Origin of the sequence: Nocardioides sp. (assembly GCF_035481145.1) — a bacterium.
GTDB lineage: Bacteria > Actinomycetota > Actinomycetes > Propionibacteriales > Nocardioidaceae > Nocardioides.
Window position 1 is genome coordinate 23468 of sequence record NZ_DATIHB010000008.1, and the last position, 17523, is coordinate 40990.

At 69.4% G+C, this 17523-nt stretch carries 21 protein-coding genes; 16 read left to right on the top strand and 5 right to left on the bottom strand.

The window, feature by feature from the left end; all coding sequences use genetic code 11:
* Window positions 1-3 precede the first annotated feature (3 nt).
* The 3 genes from VLF38_RS00945 to VLF38_RS00955 are packed head-to-tail and all read right to left on the bottom strand — an operon-like array spanning window position 4 to window position 2467.
* Window positions 4-747, bottom strand: a complete 744-nt coding sequence (locus VLF38_RS00945; RefSeq protein ID WP_325269417.1) for a hypothetical protein — start codon at window positions 745-747, stop codon at window positions 4-6.
* Complete coding sequence (locus VLF38_RS00950; RefSeq protein WP_325269418.1) at window positions 744-1628, bottom strand: homocysteine S-methyltransferase family protein; 885 nt, start codon at window positions 1626-1628, stop codon at window positions 744-746. The genes VLF38_RS00945 and VLF38_RS00950 overlap by 4 nt, the downstream gene beginning before the upstream one ends.
* A 14-nt stretch (window positions 1629-1642) precedes the next feature.
* Window positions 1643-2467 (bottom strand): class I SAM-dependent methyltransferase, encoded by an 825-nt coding sequence (locus VLF38_RS00955; RefSeq protein ID WP_325269419.1) that lies wholly within the window; start codon window positions 2465-2467, stop codon window positions 1643-1645.
* 167 nt (window positions 2468-2634) lie between these two features.
* Between VLF38_RS00955 and VLF38_RS00960 the strand changes: the two genes are divergently transcribed.
* From VLF38_RS00960 to VLF38_RS01015, 12 genes are all read left to right on the top strand, one after another.
* Window positions 2635-4158, top strand: a complete 1524-nt coding sequence (locus VLF38_RS00960) for an aldehyde dehydrogenase family protein (protein WP_325269420.1) — start codon at window positions 2635-2637, stop codon at window positions 4156-4158.
* On the top strand, window positions 4158-4565 hold the full coding sequence (locus VLF38_RS00965) for a DUF779 domain-containing protein (RefSeq protein WP_325269421.1): 408 nt from the start codon (window positions 4158-4160) through the stop codon (window positions 4563-4565). The genes VLF38_RS00960 and VLF38_RS00965 overlap by 1 nt, the downstream gene beginning before the upstream one ends.
* A 40-nt stretch (window positions 4566-4605) precedes the next feature.
* Window positions 4606-4878 carry a hypothetical protein gene (locus VLF38_RS00970; RefSeq protein WP_325269422.1) on the top strand — a complete coding sequence of 91 codons (273 nt, stop codon included), beginning with the start codon at window positions 4606-4608 and terminating at the stop codon, window positions 4876-4878.
* A 243-nt stretch (window positions 4879-5121) separates the two neighbouring features.
* Window positions 5122-5442 carry a prepilin-type N-terminal cleavage/methylation domain-containing protein gene (locus tag VLF38_RS00975; RefSeq protein WP_325269423.1) on the top strand — a complete coding sequence of 107 codons (321 nt, stop codon included), beginning with the start codon at window positions 5122-5124 and terminating at the stop codon, window positions 5440-5442.
* A 103-nt stretch (window positions 5443-5545) separates the two neighbouring features.
* Window positions 5546-6646 (top strand): type IV pilus twitching motility protein PilT, encoded by a 1101-nt coding sequence (locus tag VLF38_RS00980; protein WP_325269424.1) that lies wholly within the window; start codon window positions 5546-5548, stop codon window positions 6644-6646.
* Window positions 6647-6651: 5 nt separating this feature from the next.
* Complete coding sequence (locus VLF38_RS00985) at window positions 6652-8385, top strand: GspE/PulE family protein (protein WP_325269425.1); 1734 nt, start codon at window positions 6652-6654, stop codon at window positions 8383-8385.
* 1 nt (window position 8386) lies between these two features.
* Window positions 8387-9592 (top strand): type II secretion system F family protein, encoded by a 1206-nt coding sequence (locus VLF38_RS00990; protein ID WP_325269426.1) that lies wholly within the window; start codon window positions 8387-8389, stop codon window positions 9590-9592.
* Window positions 9592-10071 (top strand): type II secretion system protein, encoded by a 480-nt coding sequence (locus VLF38_RS00995; RefSeq protein WP_325269427.1) that lies wholly within the window; start codon window positions 9592-9594, stop codon window positions 10069-10071. Before VLF38_RS00990 ends, VLF38_RS00995 begins: the two co-directional genes overlap by 1 nt.
* Window positions 10062-10718, top strand: a complete 657-nt coding sequence (locus VLF38_RS01000; RefSeq protein ID WP_325269428.1) for a prepilin-type N-terminal cleavage/methylation domain-containing protein — start codon at window positions 10062-10064, stop codon at window positions 10716-10718. Before VLF38_RS00995 ends, VLF38_RS01000 begins: the two co-directional genes overlap by 10 nt.
* Window positions 10715-12808: a hypothetical protein gene (locus VLF38_RS01005; RefSeq protein ID WP_325269429.1), complete on the top strand. Its 2094-nt coding sequence runs from the start codon at window positions 10715-10717 to the stop codon at window positions 12806-12808. Before VLF38_RS01000 ends, VLF38_RS01005 begins: the two co-directional genes overlap by 4 nt.
* A complete protein-coding gene (locus tag VLF38_RS01010; protein WP_325269430.1) occupies window positions 12805-13587 on the top strand; it encodes a prepilin peptidase in 783 nt (260 codons plus the stop codon). Before VLF38_RS01005 ends, VLF38_RS01010 begins: the two co-directional genes overlap by 4 nt.
* A 32-nt stretch (window positions 13588-13619) precedes the next feature.
* Window positions 13620-13805, top strand: coding sequence for a hypothetical protein (locus tag VLF38_RS01015; RefSeq protein ID WP_325269431.1), 186 nt, complete (start codon window positions 13620-13622; stop codon window positions 13803-13805).
* 13 nt (window positions 13806-13818) lie between these two features.
* Here the strand turns inward: VLF38_RS01015 and VLF38_RS01020 are convergent, their stop codons facing one another.
* Together VLF38_RS01020 and VLF38_RS01025 are read right to left on the bottom strand one after the other, a co-directional pair.
* Window positions 13819-14166 carry a DUF2200 domain-containing protein gene (locus tag VLF38_RS01020; protein ID WP_325269432.1) on the bottom strand — a complete coding sequence of 116 codons (348 nt, stop codon included), beginning with the start codon at window positions 14164-14166 and terminating at the stop codon, window positions 13819-13821.
* Between the two features lie 74 nt (window positions 14167-14240).
* A complete protein-coding gene (locus VLF38_RS01025; protein ID WP_325269433.1) occupies window positions 14241-14681 on the bottom strand; it encodes a hypothetical protein in 441 nt (146 codons plus the stop codon).
* 128 nt (window positions 14682-14809) lie between these two features.
* On the opposite strand from VLF38_RS01025, the gene VLF38_RS01030 reads away from it, so the two are divergent.
* The 4 genes from VLF38_RS01030 to VLF38_RS01045 all read left to right on the top strand — a co-directional run bounded on the left by VLF38_RS01030 (window position 14810) and on the right by VLF38_RS01045 (window position 17461).
* Entirely contained in the window at window positions 14810-15382 is a 573-nt protein-coding gene (locus VLF38_RS01030; protein ID WP_325269434.1) for a hypothetical protein, read from the top strand.
* Between the two features lie 64 nt (window positions 15383-15446).
* The gene (locus VLF38_RS01035) at window positions 15447-15890 is read left to right on the top strand and encodes a hypothetical protein (protein ID WP_325269435.1); all 444 of its coding nucleotides are present in this window, start codon (window positions 15447-15449) and stop codon (window positions 15888-15890) included.
* Window positions 15891-15951: 61 nt separating this feature from the next.
* A complete protein-coding gene (locus VLF38_RS01040) occupies window positions 15952-16731 on the top strand; it encodes a DUF3152 domain-containing protein (protein ID WP_325269436.1) in 780 nt (259 codons plus the stop codon).
* An 82-nt stretch (window positions 16732-16813) separates the two neighbouring features.
* Window positions 16814-17461 (top strand): GTP cyclohydrolase II, encoded by a 648-nt coding sequence (locus VLF38_RS01045; RefSeq protein WP_325269437.1) that lies wholly within the window; start codon window positions 16814-16816, stop codon window positions 17459-17461.
* Window positions 17462-17523 lie beyond the last annotated feature (62 nt).

A 17523-nucleotide genomic window follows, 5' to 3' on the forward strand; every position in this document is an offset into this window, starting at 1 on the left:
CCCCTATCGTGCCGTGGTCGGCAGGGTGTGGCGCGTCGGATCGAAGTTTTCGAAGTGCCCGAATCCGTCGGCGAAGAGGTAGCCCTTCTGCGGCAGCGGGAAGTCGCCGCAGAATTCCTGCTCCACCAGCGGTCCGATCACGCCGGCGTCACGCCCGCTGATCAGCGCCGTACTTCGCGTGACCTCCCAGATGCGCCTCGGCGCCGCCATGAAGGACTGGCCGTTCGGCAGGTGCGTGCCGCTGAGCCGCATGCGCCCAGCGCCCATCATGGCCGTGGCCATGTGGCCCATGACGGCGTGGAAGCCCTTGTTGGTCCACGCTCCCATCGGCATGGCGATGCTCATCGCCGACATCATCGTCGTCAGCGCGGTGGCTCGGCACTCGACCGTCCAGTCGAGAACATCGTCGATGAAGACGCGCATCGTGAAGTCGTCGAGCCAGGTGACGTCGATCGGGGTGACGGTCGAGGGTTCGACGAGATCCGCACTGATGTACCGCGGGCAGCTCTCCTCTGGCCTGCCGGTCGTGTAGACCCGCCACTCGCCCGCCGGATTGCGATGCCAGACGGACCGGTACGGCGGGCCGAACGACGCGGCGTGGAAGTCGCGCAGCACCAGGTAGTCGCCACCGCTGAAGGGAAGCCCGATCACGCCGTAACCGATGGCTCGCTCATCGTCGCCGGGCGGCAGGACTCGGGCGATCTCCATCGAGGTGGCCGCCTCGCGCGGAGTCAGCTTCTTGCTCATCTCGATTCCTTCCACATCGCCGCGACGTGCCGGGCATCGGTGCCGCAGCACCCGCCCAGCACCTCGAGGTTGGTGAACATGTCCAACAGGGGACGCTGATCCACAGCGAGCTGCGCCGGATCACCGGCATCGAGAACCTCGGATTCGTCGAGCTCGGCATGGCTCATCGTCGACGCGTTGACCCGAAGTCCGCCGACCCGCTCCTGCCACGGCCCCGGCTCGAAGCCCTTGAGGATGTGCGTCGGGTGTGCGCAGTTGATCAGGAAGTGCGCGGGCCGCGCGACGGCATCCACCGCGGTGATCGCCTCGGCCAGGGATGTCCCGTTGAGCAGCCGACCGTCCGTCTCCACCGTGAAGCCGATGGCCACAGGCAGGCCCAGATCGGAGGCGGCGCGCGCAATGCCGATCGCCTCACCCACCTCGTTGAGCGTCAGCGCCGAGGCCCGGTCCGCACCCGCTGCAGCGAACGCAGCGAGCTGCGGGCGGTGGTAGTCGGCAGCCTGGTCCGGATCGATGGGACCGCTCGTCTGGTAGCCGTCACCGCGCGGGCCGACGATCCCGCCGACCTCCCATGCGGCCAGCCCGCTGGCTCGGCCGACCTGGCGGAGGAAGTCCACCGCGTCCGTGTTGACCCGGGTGAGAGCCACGGCGTCGTAACCGAGCGGCGCAGCCCGATCTGCGTTCGCCATCCACGTCGGGGTCTCCAGCAGCAACGCGGCTCCCGCCTCGCCCGCGATCTCGACGTACGCCATGTAGTACTCCATGAGCACCGTGCGGCCAGACGCCGAGTCGAGCAAGGGGTACGCCGAGAATGCAGGCAGGTCAACGCCCCGGTTGAAGATGAGGTCGGTCTCGATGCCGCCGTCGGTCACGAATCGCATGGGAGCCGCTCCGCCTATTTCGTCGCAGTGACGAGGAGGAACGTCGCCCCGATCGAGGTCCGGTCCGGGCCGCCTTCGTTCTGGCTGGCGAACAGATCCGCGAGCTCGCGGTCGAGCTCGTCGCCCCGGCCGGCGGCCTCGGCGGCTGCATAGGCATTCATGGTCGGCCCGTAGTACGCGCGGAACAGCCCGAGGAACTCGGCGGACGGACCCTCGCTCTCGAACCGGAACTCGCGCCGCTCGCACGACACCGACTCCGCGGCGATGCCCGCCGCCGCGAATCGCCGTACCACCTCGTCCTCGACCCCCCAGGTCATCGGACTCACGAAGCCCTCAGGCGGTGGCGGCGAGTACGAGCTGGCGATCCGCAGGATCTGCGCAACGAGCGTGGGGTCGCCGGGGATCCAGTTGCCCATCACGATGCGGCCGCCCGGTCGCGTGACGCGAACCATCTCCTTGGCGACGTCGTAGGGACGCGGCGCGAACATCGCTCCGAACACGGTGACGACGAGGTCGAACGAGTCGTCGGCCAGGTTGTCGAGGTGGCTGGCGTCGCCTTCCTCGAAGCGCAGGTTCTCCAGCTCCTCGGCTGCGGCACGCGCGTTCCCCGCGGCGACCAGGTTGCTGGCGATGTCGACGCCGACGACGTCGGCGCCGAGCCGGGCGGCCGGAACGGCGGTGGTGCCGTCGCCGCAGCCGAGGTCGAGGACCTGCGTCCCGGGCCGGACGCCCAGCTGGCTGACGAGGGCTTCGCCGGCGTTGCGCATCGTCTCGGCGACGCGGGTGAAGTCGCCCTTCTCCCAAAGGTCCTTGTTGGGGTTCGACACTGTCGTGGTCATGGGGAACCTCTCCCTGGTTGGTGACGGCTCCAGCATTGGCCCGCAAGGCGCCCCTCCACATGGGGCAGATGCCTCAAAGATCGGCAACGTTGCTGCAACGTGACGGCTCCTAGCGTGTGTGAACGGCGTCACAGCCGACGTCCCCGACACCTTCGCAGGAGCAGAAAATGACCGTCTACGCAGCTCCCGGCCAGCCGGACTCGCTCGTCTCCGTCCAGCCCCGCTACGGCCACTTCATCGGTGGCGAGTGGGTCGACCCGATCAAGGGTCAGTACTTCGAGAACATCTCGCCGGTCAACGGCAAGCCCTTCACCGAGATCGCTCGGGGCACCTCCGAGGACATCGAGGCGGCCCTCGATGCCGCCCACGCGGCGAAGGCCGCCTGGGGCCGGACCACCGGCACCCAGCGCGCCGTACTGCTGAACAAGATCGCCGACCGGATCGAGGAGCACCTCACCGAGCTCGCAGTCGCCGAGACCTGGGACAACGGCAAGCCGGTGCGCGAGACGCTCGCCGCCGACCTGCCGCTGGCCGTCGACCACTTCCGCTACTTCGCGGCCACGATCCGCGCCCAGGAGGGCTCGAGCAGCGAGCTGGACGGCGACACCGTCGCCTACCACTTCCACGAGCCGCTCGGCGTCGTCGGCCAGATCATCCCGTGGAACTTCCCGATCCTGATGGCGGTCTGGAAGCTCGCCCCGGCACTCGCCGCGGGCAACTGCGTCGTGCTCAAGCCGGCCGAGCAGACGCCGTGGTCGATCCTCAAGCTGGTGGAGGTCATCGCCGACCTGCTCCCCGCCGGTGTGGTCAACGTGGTCAACGGCTTCGGTGTCGAGGCCGGCGCTCCGCTGGCGTCGAACCCGCGGATCGCGAAGATCGCCTTCACCGGTGAGACCACCACGGGCCGCCTGATCATGCAGTACGCGAGCCAGAACCTGATCCCGGTCACGCTCGAGCTCGGCGGCAAGAGCCCCAACGTCTTCTTCGAGTCGGTCGCAGCCCAGAAGGACGCCTTCTACGACAAGGCGCAGGAGGGCTTCGCGCTCTTCGCCCTCAACCAGGGCGAGGTCTGCACCTGTCCCTCGCGTGCGCTCATCCAGGAGTCGATCTACGACGAGTTCCTCGCCGACGCGGTGGTCCGGGTCGAGAAGATCATCCAGGGCAACCCGCTCGACGACGCGACGATGATCGGCGCGCAGGCCTCGCTCGACCAGCTGGAGAAGATCCTCTCCTACATCGAGATCGGCAAGGCCGAGGGCGCCAAGGTCCTCACCGGTGGCGAGCGCAACGTCCTCGAGGGCGACCTCGCCGACGGCTACTACGTGAAGCCGACGATCTTCGAGGGCCACAACAAGATGCGCATCTTCCAGGAGGAGATCTTCGGGCCGGTCGTCTCCGTTGCCCGCTTCGCCGACGAGGGCGAGGCGCTCGAGACCGCCAACGACACCCTCTACGGGCTCGGTGCCGGTGTCTGGTCCCGCGAGGGTGCCCAGGCCTACCGTGCCGGTCGCGAGATCGAGGCCGGTCGCGTGTGGACCAACTGCTACCACCTCTACCCGGCAGGCGCCGCTTTCGGTGGCTACAAGCAGTCGGGCATCGGCCGCGAGAACCACAAGATGATGCTCGACCACTACCAGCAGACGAAGAACCTCCTCGTCTCCTACTCGCCCGACGCGCTCGGCTTCTTCTGATGGACGTCGGCCCCCGGCGGGTCGACGTCACCGGTGAGGCGGCGGAGCTCCTCCGCCGCCTCACCGCGGACCACGGCCCGCTGATGTTCCACCAGTCCGGCGGCTGCTGCGACGGCTCCGCGCCCATGTGCTACCCGCAGGGCCAGTTCCTGACCGGAGCGTCCGACGTACACCTGGGAGACCTGGAGATCGGTCTCGACCGGCCCGTCCCCGTCTGGATGGGCAAGGCCCAGTTCGCCTACTGGGAGCACACGCACCTGACGATCGACGTCGTGGCGGGGCGTGGCGCCGGCTTCTCGCTCGAGTCGCCGCACGGCGTCCGCTTCCTGACCCGCTCGCGCGTCTTCACCGACGAGGAGCACGCCGCGCTCGTGGCTGTCTCGGACGGCGCCGGCAACGCCGTCTGAGGTCTTTCCTCGCCAGCCCTTCCACGACAAGGAGATGCAGATGACCGTCCGTGCCACCGGCTCCCGCCTCGAGGGCTGGTTCGTCACCGCGCGCCAGCGCCAGCCCGGGCCGTACGGCGAGCCGCGGCCCTGGGGTGCCGTCCACGTCAAGCGACTCGGCGAGCCGAAGACCGCCTGTGGCGTGGTGAGCCTGGGCTGGCAGGTCTTCTGGCGGGTGCCGGCCGACAGCGTCCTGCCCGACCTCTGTGGCGCGTGTCGCGAGGTCGCCCTCGCCGATGCGCACGCCTCGAGCCCGCGCTGCAGCGCCTGCTGATCACGCAGCACACCGCCAGCGCCCGGATCCACCACGGATCCGGGCGCTAGCCCATTTCCGGATGGCATCGGCCGTTGTCGGGTGACTTCTGGGGTCGGCTACCCCAGTGAACTGGGGTGGATCCCCAGTCCGAAAGTGACTAGTACCAATAAGCCCCCACGGCCTCGCGCGATGCCGTGGACTTGGCGTTGTCTCTTTGGACATCTCGGGGTCCCCTCCCTCCCACCAGAAGGACCCGCTCTCATGGCACTCTCCCTCGACGCCCGTCGCAAGAACAACGACGACGGCTTCACGCTCATCGAGCTCCTCATCGTGATCATCATCCTCGGCATCCTCGCCGCGGTCGTGGTCTTCTCCGTCAACGGCCTGAACAACGACGCGGAGATGAACGCGTGCAAGGCCGAGGTTCGCGCGGTCGAGACCGCCTACGAGGCCGCCATCGCCAAGGGTGCGACGGCCCCGACGCTGGCCCAGCTCCAGGCCGCGCCGTACAAGTTCCTGCGCTCGGCTCCGGTCTACGTCACTGCCGTCGACGCGACCTCCGTCACCGCGTCGCCCTGCTGATCCTCTGACCACCGCGGGAGGGTCGCCGTACGACGACCCTCCCGCGTTCGGCCATTTCCCACCCGGCCATTTCCCAACCGGTCACGACCCACCGAGGGCACCCATGCACATCGAACAGACGAAGCTCGGCGCAACGATCGACCACCTCCTCGCGGTGCTGTGGAGCAAGCGCGGCAGCGACCTGCTGCTCACCGTCGGCCTGCCCCCGATGATCCGTGTCGACGGGTCACTCGCCCCGGTGGACGGTGCTGTCGCCCTGGCCGCGGCCGACACCGACGCCCTGCTCGCCGAGATCCTCACCAGCGACCAGGTGAAGGCGTGGGAGGCCCGGCATGAGTTCGACTTCTCGTTCTCCTGGCGTGACCAGGCCCGGATCCGCGGCAACGCCTTCACCCAGCGCGGCCAGACGGCCGTCGCGCTCCGCATGATCCCGCGCTCGATCCCGAGCCCCGACGACCTCGGCCTGCCGCAGCCGCTCCGTGACGCGGCCCTCAAGCACCAGGGGCTGATCCTGATGACCGGCCCGACCGGCTCGGGCAAGTCGACGACGCTGGCGAGCCTGATCGACCTGATCAACGACAACCGCGGCGCCCACATCATCACGATCGAGGACCCGATCGAGTACGTGCACGACCACAAGCGCTCGGCCGTCAACCAGCGCGAGGTCGGCACCGACACCGCCGGCTTCCACGACGCGCTGCGCAGTGTGCTCCGCGAGGACCCCGACGTCCTGCTGGTCGGCGAGATGCGTGACCTGGAGTCGATCCAGTTCGCGCTCACCGTCGCCGAGACCGGCCACCTCGTCTTCGCGACGCTGCACACCAACGACACCGCCCAGTCCCTCGGGCGCATGATCGACGTCTTCCCGGCCGGCCAGCAGGAGCAGATCCGGGTCCAGCTCGCCGCCGCCCTCAGTTGCGTCGTCTACCAGCGCCTGGTCCCGCGCATCGGCGGCGGCATGGTGGCGGCGTACGAGGTGCTCACCGCCACGCCCGCGGTGCGCAACCTGATCAAGGAGGGCAAGACCCACCAGCTGCGCAACTCGCTCGTCACGGGTATGCGCGACGGCATGTCGACGCTCGAGCAATCCCTCTCCGACCTGGTCCTGGAAGGGGTCATCACCGAGGAGGACGCGCGCGCACGCAGCCTCTACCCGAACGACGTCGTCCCGCGGCCTCGCGCCGCTGCGCCTCTCCGGGGCTGACCGCGATGCGTTTCGCAGGACGTCATCGGGAGGCGCCGGCCGCGCCCGCGCCGCGCCAGCAGTCGTACGACGACATGGTCGCCGGTGTCCTGGTGGCCGCCGGCCGTCTGGAGCCGTACCAGCTCGACGCCCTGCGCGTCGCCGCACCTGAGGCGATCCTCGCCGACGAGGTGGTGCGCACCGGTGCGGTCAGTGCCGACGACCTGGCGGCGCTCGTGGCCCAGCACTACGGGTGTGAAGTCGTCGACTTCCGCGCCGTCGATCCGTCGCCGGAAGCCGTCGCCCTCATGCCGCGGGACCGGGCGCGGGAGCTCCAGGCAGTCCCGCTCTCCGTGGACGACGCCGGGGTCACGGTCGTCGTCCTCGACCCGTCGCGCGAGCACCTCGATCTGATCCAGCAGGCCGTGGGTCGTCCGGTCACCGCACTGGTGGCGACGCACCGGACGCTCACGCAGGCGCTCGATTCCGAGTACAAGGCCACCAGCGAGCTCGGCTCGCACGTCGAGGCCTTCGAGGCGCGGGACGTCCTGCGCCGTGACGCCTTCGAGGACAGCGCACAGGTCAACGAGGACGCACCCGTCGTCCAGGTCGTGCAGAAGGTGATCACCCAGGGGCTGCGCGACCGGGCCTCCGACATCCACATCGAGCCCTTTGGCGATCGGGTGCGGATCCGCTTCCGCATCGACGGTGCGCTCAACGACGTCCTCGACCTGCCCGGGTCGATCGGCCCGGCGCTGATCAGCCGCCTCAAGATCCTGGGCGGCATGAACATCGTCGAGCGGCGCCGGTCCCAAGACGGCCAGATCTCGATGAACGTCGAGGGCCGCGAGGTCGACATCCGCGTCGCCACGACCGCCGTCGTCGGCGGCGAGAAGGTGGTCATGCGGCTGCTCGACAAGAGCCGTCCGCTCTTCAAGCTCGCCCAGCTCGGCATGCCCGACGACACCGCCGACCGCTTCCGCCGGCTGGTGCACCAGCCCTACGGGATGATCGTCTGCGCCGGCCCCACCGGTGGTGGCAAGACCACCACGCTCTACGCCTCCCTGGGTGAGCTCGACACCGTCGACCGCAACATCATGACGATCGAGGACCCGGTGGAGTACACCTTCGATTCGATCAACCAGATCCAGATCAACGAGCAGGCCGGCATCACGTTCGCTGGTGGGCTCAAGTCGATCCTGCGCCAGGACCCCGACGTGATCCTGATCGGTGAGATCCGCGACGTCGACACCGCGCGCATCGCGGTGCAGAGTGCGCTCACCGGCCACATGGTCCTCTCGTCGCTGCACGCCACCGAGGCTGTCTCCGCGCTCTACCGCCTGCTCGACATGGGGATCGAGGCCTTCCTCGTGGCGTCGTCGGTGAGTGCGGTGATGGCCCAGCGCCTGGTGCGCCGCAACTGCACCAACTGTCTGGAGACCTACCAGCCGACGGCTGACGAGATCGGCTTCATGCGCGCCGTCGGTGGAGACGAGCCCTCGCACGGCTTCGTCCACGGTGTCGGCTGTCACTTCTGTGCCCACACCGGCTACCTCGACCGGATCGGCGTCTACGAGCTGCTGGCGGTCACCGATGAGGTGCGTGAGCAGATCATCGACCGGGTGCCCCAGGACGAGATGCGCAAGCTCGCGCGCAGCCAGGGCATGCGCACCCTGCAGGAGCAGGGTGCCCGGCTGGTTGCGGACGGGTTGACCACCCCGGCCGAGGTCATGCGTTCCATTTACGTGGCAGGAGCCTGAGATGCCCAAGTTCGCCTATGTCGGAGTCGACATGTCCGGGGCGCCGGTCAAGGGCACGCAGAAGGCCGAGAGCCGCGGCGACGCCGAGGTGGCCCTCTTCCAGCAGCAGGTGCGCGACCTGCGCGTCACCGAGAAGAAGAGCATCCTGCAGTTCGAGATCTCCGGACCGCGGATCAAGCGTGACCACGTCATGCACCTGTCGCGGCAGATCGCTGCCTTCCTCCGCGCCGGTCTGCCGATCCTCGAGGCGGTGCACACCATCGGTGCCGAGAGCGACAACTCCTCGCTGCGCCGGATGATGTACGAGATCGAGGACGGCCTCCGGTCGGGTGACCGGTTCTCCGACTGCCTGGACCGCTTCCCGAAGGTCTTCCCTCCGTTCTTCCGCGGCATCGTCCGCTCGGCGGAGCTCACCGGTGAGCTCGACACCGTCCTGCTGCGCCTGGCCCGCTACATCGAGCGTGATCTCGAGGCGCGTCGCAAGATCAAGACGGCGCTGACCTATCCGCTCGTCGTCGCGGGGCTGTCGGTGGTGACCGTGGTCATCCTCGCCGCCTACGTGCTGCCCAAGTTCAAGGACTTCTTCGCGAACCTCGACGCCGACCTGCCTCTGCCGACCCGCATGCTGATGCACACGACGGACTTCCTCACGGCCTGGTGGTGGGCGCTCCTCGCGGGGCTCGGAGTCTTCATCCTGCTCATCTTCATCGTGACCCGCTTCGAGAAGGGCAAGTACGCCCGCGACGCCTTCTTCCTCAAGGTCCCCGTGCTCGGGGAGACGATCCAGTACGCCCTGGTCGAACGCTTCTGCCGAGTGCTCGCCTCGATGGTCTCCGCCGGCGTCAACCTGACCGACGCCCTGACGGTCACCACCGACGCACTCCGCAACCGGGTCTTCGTGCGGCGCCTCACCGAGGTGCGCGAGCAGATGCTCGAGGGACAGGGCATCGCTGGCCCGCTCGCCCGCACGAGGCTCTTCCCCGGCACCGCGACCTCGATGCTCCGGGTCGGCGAGGACACCGGCTCGCTCGACACCCAGCTCGAGGTCACGGCGGAGTACTACGAGGTGGAGCTCGACTACAAGATCGCCAAGCTGACCGCGCTCTTCGAGCCGGCCGTCATCATCGCCATGGGTGCGATCGTGGGCTTCGTCGCGGTCGCGCTCGTCTCGGCGATGTACGGCATCTTCAACCAGGTGGAAATCTGATGCCGGCGCCGGCGACACCGGACGAACGAGGGGAGACGCTGGTCGAGCTCCTCGTGACCGTGGTGATCCTCGGCGTCGCCGCTGTCACCATCCTCGGGGCGATGCTCCTCGGGATCTTCTCCTCCGACGTCGGCCGCAAGCAGTCCACGAGCAGCGCCTACGCGCGCAGCTTCGCCGAGGCGATCCAGAAGTCGGTCGACACCAATGGTGGTTATGCGTCGTGCGGCAGCGCGCTCTCGACGTACGGCGGGGTGGCGGTGCCGAACCTCCCGAGCGGGTACACGCGCTCGGTGGTGGCGGTGCAGTCGTGGTCCGGGTCGACGTGGGGTGGCTGCGATGCGAACGGCATCCAGCGGATCACCGTGCGGGTGGTGAGCACGGGCACCGGCGAACGGCAGGCCACCGAGGACCTCGTCGTCGTGCTCCGCAAGCCCTGCAACGGATCTGCGGCAGCAACGGGGGCCGACCCATGCGCCTGATCGACAAGCTACGTCGTGGTCCTGGTCGTGGTCGCGACGAGGGCTTCACCCTGATCGAGCTGGTGATGTCCGTGTCGATCCTCGGCATCATCATCGTGCCGTTGACCGGTGTAGTGATCGAGTACTTCCTGGTCGACGCCGACACCAGGGCCCGACTCTCGGAGTCCACCGACCAGCAGTTCATCTCGACGTACTGGCAGCAGGACGTCAGCAGCCTGGGCAAGCGCTCCTTCGCCCCGGGAGCGACCGACCCGGTGCCCTCGGCGACGTCCGTCGAGTTCGGCCCGGTGACCGGCTGTGGCTCCTCCGCCGGCACCGTCGTCGTCCGCTTCTCGTGGACCGAGTTCGAGGTGGGAGCCTCCGACCCGGCCCTTGCCTGGTCGAGCGTTGCCCACGAAGCGGCGTACGTGAAGTCGGGGACAGAGCTCAGCCGCGTCCGCTGCCGCGGAGGTGTGGAGGAGAGCCCGCTCCGGATGGCCCACAACCTCGACGGCGCGCCCGTCGTCGCGTGCGACCCTGACCCGTGCCCGACCGGCGCCACGCTGCCGCGATCGATCTCGATGACCTTCACCGTGCGCGACGTCGCCACATCGACCTCGTCGATCGGCTACACCACGACGGTGACTGCAGACCGGAGGCAGGGATGAGCAACCCGATGCGTCGCATCCGCAACGACGACACAGGAGCCTCGCTGATCTTCGCGCTCCTGATCGTGACCGCGATCGCGCTGGTCAGCGGAGCGATCCTGCAGCACAGCAGCACCAACTTCCGGGCCACCGTCGCCCTGCGCGGTGTCGCGGGGACCTCCTACGCCTCTGACACGGCCGCGAAGATCGCGATCAACAACCTCCGGCTGGGAGCCGATGCGCCGGGATGGACCGCGCCGACGTTCCCGGGCGTGTGGGGCGACTGGGTCTACACGAACAACGCGGACGGCGCGGGCTGCTTCGGAGCCGTCGGCACCGCTCCCGACGACGTGCTCGACCTGAACAATGTCCAGCCCGCGTCCGGTGACCAGTCGGGTGCCACCTCCGCACGGGTCGAGTGCACCGTGGTGCCCGGCACGGGCATCTTCGCGCCCGGCGGCGGCATCGGCGTGGAGGATCCGGACCCGACCGACGCCTTCGCGCGTGCCCTGACGACGGTCGGCACGTCCGGTCTGCACGGGGTGACGCTGAAGCCACTCGGCACGGGCAACGAGGCACCGATGCCGATGCGTGGAGGTGTCGCGTCGAAGTCCTTCGTCGACGTCGACAACGGGGCACTGGTCACCAACGGCTACGTCAAGGCGGAGGGGTCCTGCACCGGCCTGATCATCAGCGTGCCCGCCAAGCAGTGCAACGCTGCGGGATCGGTGCCCATGCCGACCACGCCGACGTCTCCGCTGACCTCGGTGCCGACCTATCGCGACGCCGCCGACTACGCCGGCACCTGCACCTTCCAGCCCGGTTTCTACAACAACGCAGAGGTCCTCAGCGACACCGTCAACGGCTGCACGACGGCGAAGTTCGTCTCCGGCCAGTACTACTTCGACTTCGTCGACGACGAGCACGGTGGTGACAACGTCTGGGAGATCGACACCACGGTCATCGGCGGCGAGTTCCTCGGCACCTCGATCCCGGGTGCGTGCAAGAGCCCGATCCTCTTCGACCCGGTCGCAGGGGTGGAGTTCGTCTTCGGCGCTGACAGCCGGATGGCGGTGGGGGACAGTGCCCACGTCGAGCTCTGCGGGAAGTCCAACAGCGGTGAGCCGCCCCTGACGATCTACCAGCAGTCGACCGGCACGACGACGAGTGCCTCGTCGCTGAACGACCGCAGCGCGGCCACCGTGACGGAGAAGAGCGGCAACGCGGGTGGTGACAAGTGGACCACCAGCGTGCGGACACCGGTTGGCGCTGCACCCAAGGACGCGGTCTCCTCGGCCGACACCTCCCTGCTCACGTACACGATCGCCGGCAACAACGACGACATCGGCCTCGACCTGCAGGACTTCACGGGCCTCACCGGCATCCCCGCGGGTTCCGACATCAGCTCGGCCCAGCTCCGGGTGAAGTACACCAACCCGACAGGCAAGAACCTCACCGTCACCGTCAAGGACGCGACACCCGCCAACGCTGTCGTCGCCGCACCCGATGGCACCGGCTGGGGGAGTGCCGACATCGCCGCACAGCTCCGCGCAGCCCTTCAGGACGGCGCCTTCACCTCGACGACTCCGACGCTCGAGCTGCGGCTCAAGGACGCCCCGAAGGACGCGGTCGTCACGATCGACGCCATTCAGTTGTCACTGACCTACACGCCGCCGTCGCTCCGGGCGGCCACGGACGTCACGCTCGTCGGACTGATCTCGGGTAGCAACTTCGCCGGCGAGTTCGTGGTCCAGGGTGCGACCTGGGCCCCGCACGGCTATGTCTCGCTCGACCCGGGCTCGGACAACCAGGCGCTGGTCGCCTTCCGCTGGGGCCTGGTCGCGCTCGGCGTGGACTTCAAGGCGCAGCCGCCGCAGCAGTTCGGCTACCCGCTCGTCTCCATCCCGGACCCCGGCACGGGACTCGGTCCCAAGGTGACCATCGTCGACCTGAAGGTCCACGTCTGCGTCGAGGCAGGCTCCTGCACCTCGGGCGGCACCCACGCGCTGACGGCTCGCGTCCAGATCACCGATCCGCCGTACGGCGCGAGCGGGGCGCCCGTGCCCGGCAAGCGCCAGATCAAGGTCCTCACCTGGGCGGAGCAGAAGTGACCGAGCTGCCCGCGGCGGCCTGGGCCGCGATGGCAGGAGTCCTTGGACTCCTCATCGGCTCCTTCCTCAACGTCGTCATCCATCGGGTGCCGCGGGGCGAGTCGATCGTGCGTCCGCCCAGCGCCTGCCCGGCGTGCGGGCACGAGATCCGGGCGCGCGACAACGTGCCCGTGCTCGGATGGCTGCTCCTGCGCGGCCGCTGCCGTGACTGCAGTGCTCCGATCAGCGCGCGCTACCCGCTGGTCGAGCTGGGCACAGCGCTGCTCTTCGCGGTCATCGCGTTGCGGCTCGCCGACCGCCCGGCGCTGCTGCCGGCGTACCTCGCCTTCGCGGCCGGCGGTGTGGCGCTCTCGCTCATCGACCTCGACGTACGCCGCCTGCCGGACGTCATCGTCCTGCCGCTGTACGTCGTGCTGCCGGTGCTGCTGGCCGTCGACGGCGACCTCGAGTCGCTGCTGCGCGCGGTGACCGGGGGAGCGGTGCTGGGGGCGATCTACCTGGCGATCGCCTTCGCCGCGCCCGGAGCGATGGGGTGGGGCGACGTGAAGCTCGCGGCGCCGATCGGGGCGATGATGGCCTACCTGTCGTGGGGCACGCTGCTGACGGGCGCGTTCGGGGCGTTCGTCCTCGGGGCAGCCGTCGGGGTGGTGCTGATCGTGGCGCGCGGCGCGGGGCGGCGTACGGCGGTGCCGTTCGGGCCGTTCATGATCCTCGGTGCCGTCTGCGCGATCCTCGGCGCCGGCGGCCTGGGTGACGCGTACCTCAACGCACTCGCCTGAGGCAGGCCACGGCGGGGCACTACGCTGCGCGCATGCGCTTCTTCGGAGCCGGCTGCGGGCTGGTCCTCTTCGTGCTCGGTGCCTTCATGACCGGCATCGGCCTCGGGCTCTTCGGCGAGGCCGGCGACGGCGCGAGCTGGTATGCCACGGTCGGTCCGGTGACAGCAGGCCTCGGTGTCGCGCTGATGTGGGTCACCCTGGCGCCGAAGCGCCCCTGATCACGCCTCGCGGTCACGCCTCGCGCAGGATCTTCGCCATCGGCCGGCCCTTCGCCAGCTCGTCGACGAGCTTGTCGAGGTAGCGGATCTGCCGCATCAACGGGTCCTCGACCTCCTGCACCTTCACCCCACAGACCGAGCCGGTGATCAGCGACGCACCCTGGTTGAGGGTCGCGGCACCGAAGAACTCCTCGAACGTCGTCTCCGCGCCGAGCTGCCGGTCGATCGATGCGTCGTCGTGGCCGGTCAGCCAGGTGATGACCTCGCGGAGCTCGGCCTCGCTGCGCCCCTTCTTCTCGACCTTCGTCACGTAGTGCGGATAGACCGCGGCGAACGGCGTGGTGAAGATCCGGTGGCTCATGACCCCAGCCTAGGAGCGGGGCACGACGAAGCCCCGCCCGGACGGACCGGACGGGGCTTCGGGATGGAGCAGGGTCAGCAGCCGATGACCGGAGAGGTGATCGTGCGGTAGGCGCCTCGCCAGTAGATGAGCCCGTCCGCGCGCACGCAGTTGCGCGGTGCCTTCACCTTCGCGGGGCCTGCGTAGTACGAGTAGTAGCCATAGTCCGAGTCGAACGTCGAGATGGAGCAGCCGCGACCCGGCGAGGTCTGCGTACAGCGGTCGAGGCCGACACCGGTGAACCGCTTCACGCCCCAGGTGGCGCCGGCGTGGTCGAACTGCGCGCAGTTGGTGCCGTAGGTCGCGTTGTAGAAGACCCGCAGGCGGCCGATCGCCTGGCCGTCGTAGTACTTCGTCTTGGCCCAGATCTCCTTGCCGCCGCAGACGGTGGCTGCGTCTGCCGAGGTGGTCGAGGCGCCCACGACGGCGAACGTGCTCAGGAGCGTGAGGAGTACAGCGGTCAGCATCCGGATCATGGCGGCGTCCCTTCGGGTGGTGAGGTCGATGCAGGGAGGCTAGGAGGTGCAGGACACCCTCCGGAATGGGCAGAACTACCCACCCGCCGTACGCCGCCCTCCCGCGCCGCTCGCCTAGGATCCGGGCCATGGAGCCGGTCACCGAGGGCAGCGCGGAGCGCTTCCACGTCAACCCCGCCACCGGCCGGCCCAACAGGTGCACCGACGGCGACGCCTGCGCGCTCGGCGGCGACCCGTTCCACTACGCCTCGCGCCACGATGCGCAGATCGCCTGGGAGGCGCGCCAGCTCGAGCGGGGCGTCATCGCCTACCGCAACGTCATGCAGAAGCGCGAGCGCGAGGAGGAGGAAGCCGCCCTCGCGGAGATCGCCGGCAAGGCGCGTGGCATGTCGAAGAAGATCTCCGGCAGCGTCGTCCGCTCGATCATCGTCAGGAACGTCAGCAAGTACGCCATCAACTTCCTCGGCGTCTTCGTCGCGTACGCCGTGGCGTCGGGCAAGTGGCTCACCGACGACTGGATCCGTCGCCTGCTGCCGACCGCCGCGACGGTCGTGCTGGTCGGGCTCCTGCTGTGGTGGGGCCTCAAGCTCGCCAAGGGCAGTCGGAAGGCGGCTGGAGCGGTCAAGCGGCGCACGACGAAGCGGCGTACGACGACGCGTCCGAAGGCTCGTCCGGCGAAGCAGGGCGCGGCTCGTCGCTGACGGCATGGATCACTGCTCCACGGGCACCGGGTGGCGAAGACCCCGTGCTCGAAAGGAAATCCTGATGTCCCTCGGTGACAGCCTCATCTCCCTCACGTCCTCGGCCACGCGCCTCGCGGCCCGCACCGTCGACGCGGTCCCCGTGCCGGGTGTGGTGAGGAGCGCGGTCCGCGGCGTCGCCCGGGCCGTGACCGGAAGCGGTAGCCACGAGTCCCAGGAAGCTCGCGCCGGCGCCTGGGCCCCGCCGAAGACTGACCCCGTGCCCCGACCGGAGCCCGCACCGTTGCGCCCCGCGGTCGCCCACGAACCCAGCGCCTCCTCGCGCGCGGATGCACACGGCGGCTCGCCGGGCCGCCACGCCGATGACTGGACCGAGGAACTCGTCGAGGACGACGAGCCTGCCCCCGTCGCCGAGGCGACCGACGAGCCGCTCATCACCCCGGGTGCAGCGCGTGCACTGCGCAAGGAGGCCGAGGTCATGCAACGTGGTGCCCGACCCCACGGGTGATGTCTAGACTCGTCGGATGCAACGGCGAGGGACACAGGCAGGGCGGCGCCGAGCCGCCCCCGTGCGCCGTCGCTCCCGCGCCTCGCGGCCGTTGCTCCTCGTCCTCCTGGTGGTCGCCCACCTCGGGCTGATCGGAGCGTTGCCGATGGCGCTGCAGTCCGCAGGGGAGGGCGAGCAGTCGTCCTTCGCCTCTCCGGACCTGCTCGCGGAGCCGGCCGAGGCCGCTGCTGGATCGGTCGAGTCGGAGGCACGCGGGGGACGGCTTCCCGTGCCCGGCGTCCGGCCCGTCATCGCCTCCGCAGGCCCGGTCGTGCCCCAGCAGGCCTCCGGCACGTACGCCGTCGCCGCGGCGCCCGACTCCGAGGTCCCCGACGGTGCCGTGACCTACCGCGTCGAGGTGGAGCGCGGCCTGCCGTTCCGGGCGGCTGGGTTCGCCCGGGCGGTGGATCGCACGCTGGGCGACCCGCGCAGCTGGTCCGGGCGCACGGGCGAGCCGCTGGTCCGCGTCGAGGGCGAGGCAGACCTGCGGATCGTGCTCGCGTCCCCGCGCACCACGGACCGGCTCTGTGCTCCGTTGGACACGCGCGGCAAGGTCTCGTGCCGTAACGGCGAGGACGTCGTCATCAACGCCTGGCGCTGGGCCGAGGGTGCGGCGAGCTACGCGGGTGACCTCGCGGCGTACCGGATCTACGTGGTCAACCACGAGGTCGGCCACGGGCTCGGGCACGGCCACGTGCCGTGCACGGGCGCGGGCGACCCGGCACCGGTCATGCTGCAGCAGACCCTGGGGCTGCGCGGCTGCCGTGCGAACCCCTGGCCCACCGACGCCGAGGTCGACTGATTCGATCCGGGCATTCCGGAATATCCGTCGGACGGCAGATGGTTGACCCGTCATCTTCTGCTGACCACCGACGGGAGCCTCCATGACTGCCGAAGCACCGATCCTGCCCGACTGCCCGTCACTCGCGGTCCGCACCCGGGTCCGGGTTCCGCTGCGGTTCGCCGACGGCTACGAGACCGTCGCGGACGTCTTCACCTTCCGGGGCCTGGCCGATGGCAAGGAGCACCTCGCGCTCGGCCTCGGCGACTGGGAGCACGCCGACGTCCCTCTTGTGCGGCCGCACTCCGAGTGCCTGACCGGTGACGTCTTCGGCTCGCAGCGCTGCGACTGCGGTCCGCAGCTGCGTGAGGCCGTCGAGCGGATCACGCAGGCCGGCGGCTTCCTGCTCTACCTGCGCCAGGAGGGCCGCGGCATCGGCCTGTACGCGAAGCTCGACGCGTACGCCCTCCAGGACCAGGGCCTCGACACCTACGAGGCGAACCGGGCCCTGGGGCGTGGCGAGGACGAGCGCGACTACACCGCCGCCGCCCAGATGCTCCGCGCCCTCGGCCACCCGCAGATCCGGCTGCTGAGCAACAACCCCGACAAGGCGGTCCAGCTCGACGCCTACGGCATCACCGTCGTCGCGCAGGAGGCGACCGGCGTCCACCTCTCCGAGGCCAACGAGCGGTACCTCGTCGCGAAGCGCGACCACACCGCGCACACGCTCGACCTGGGCGCACTCGGCTGAGTCCCCGAAATGTCGTACGGCGGCCCGGGGCGAACCCGGACCGCCGTACGACGAAGGTGGAG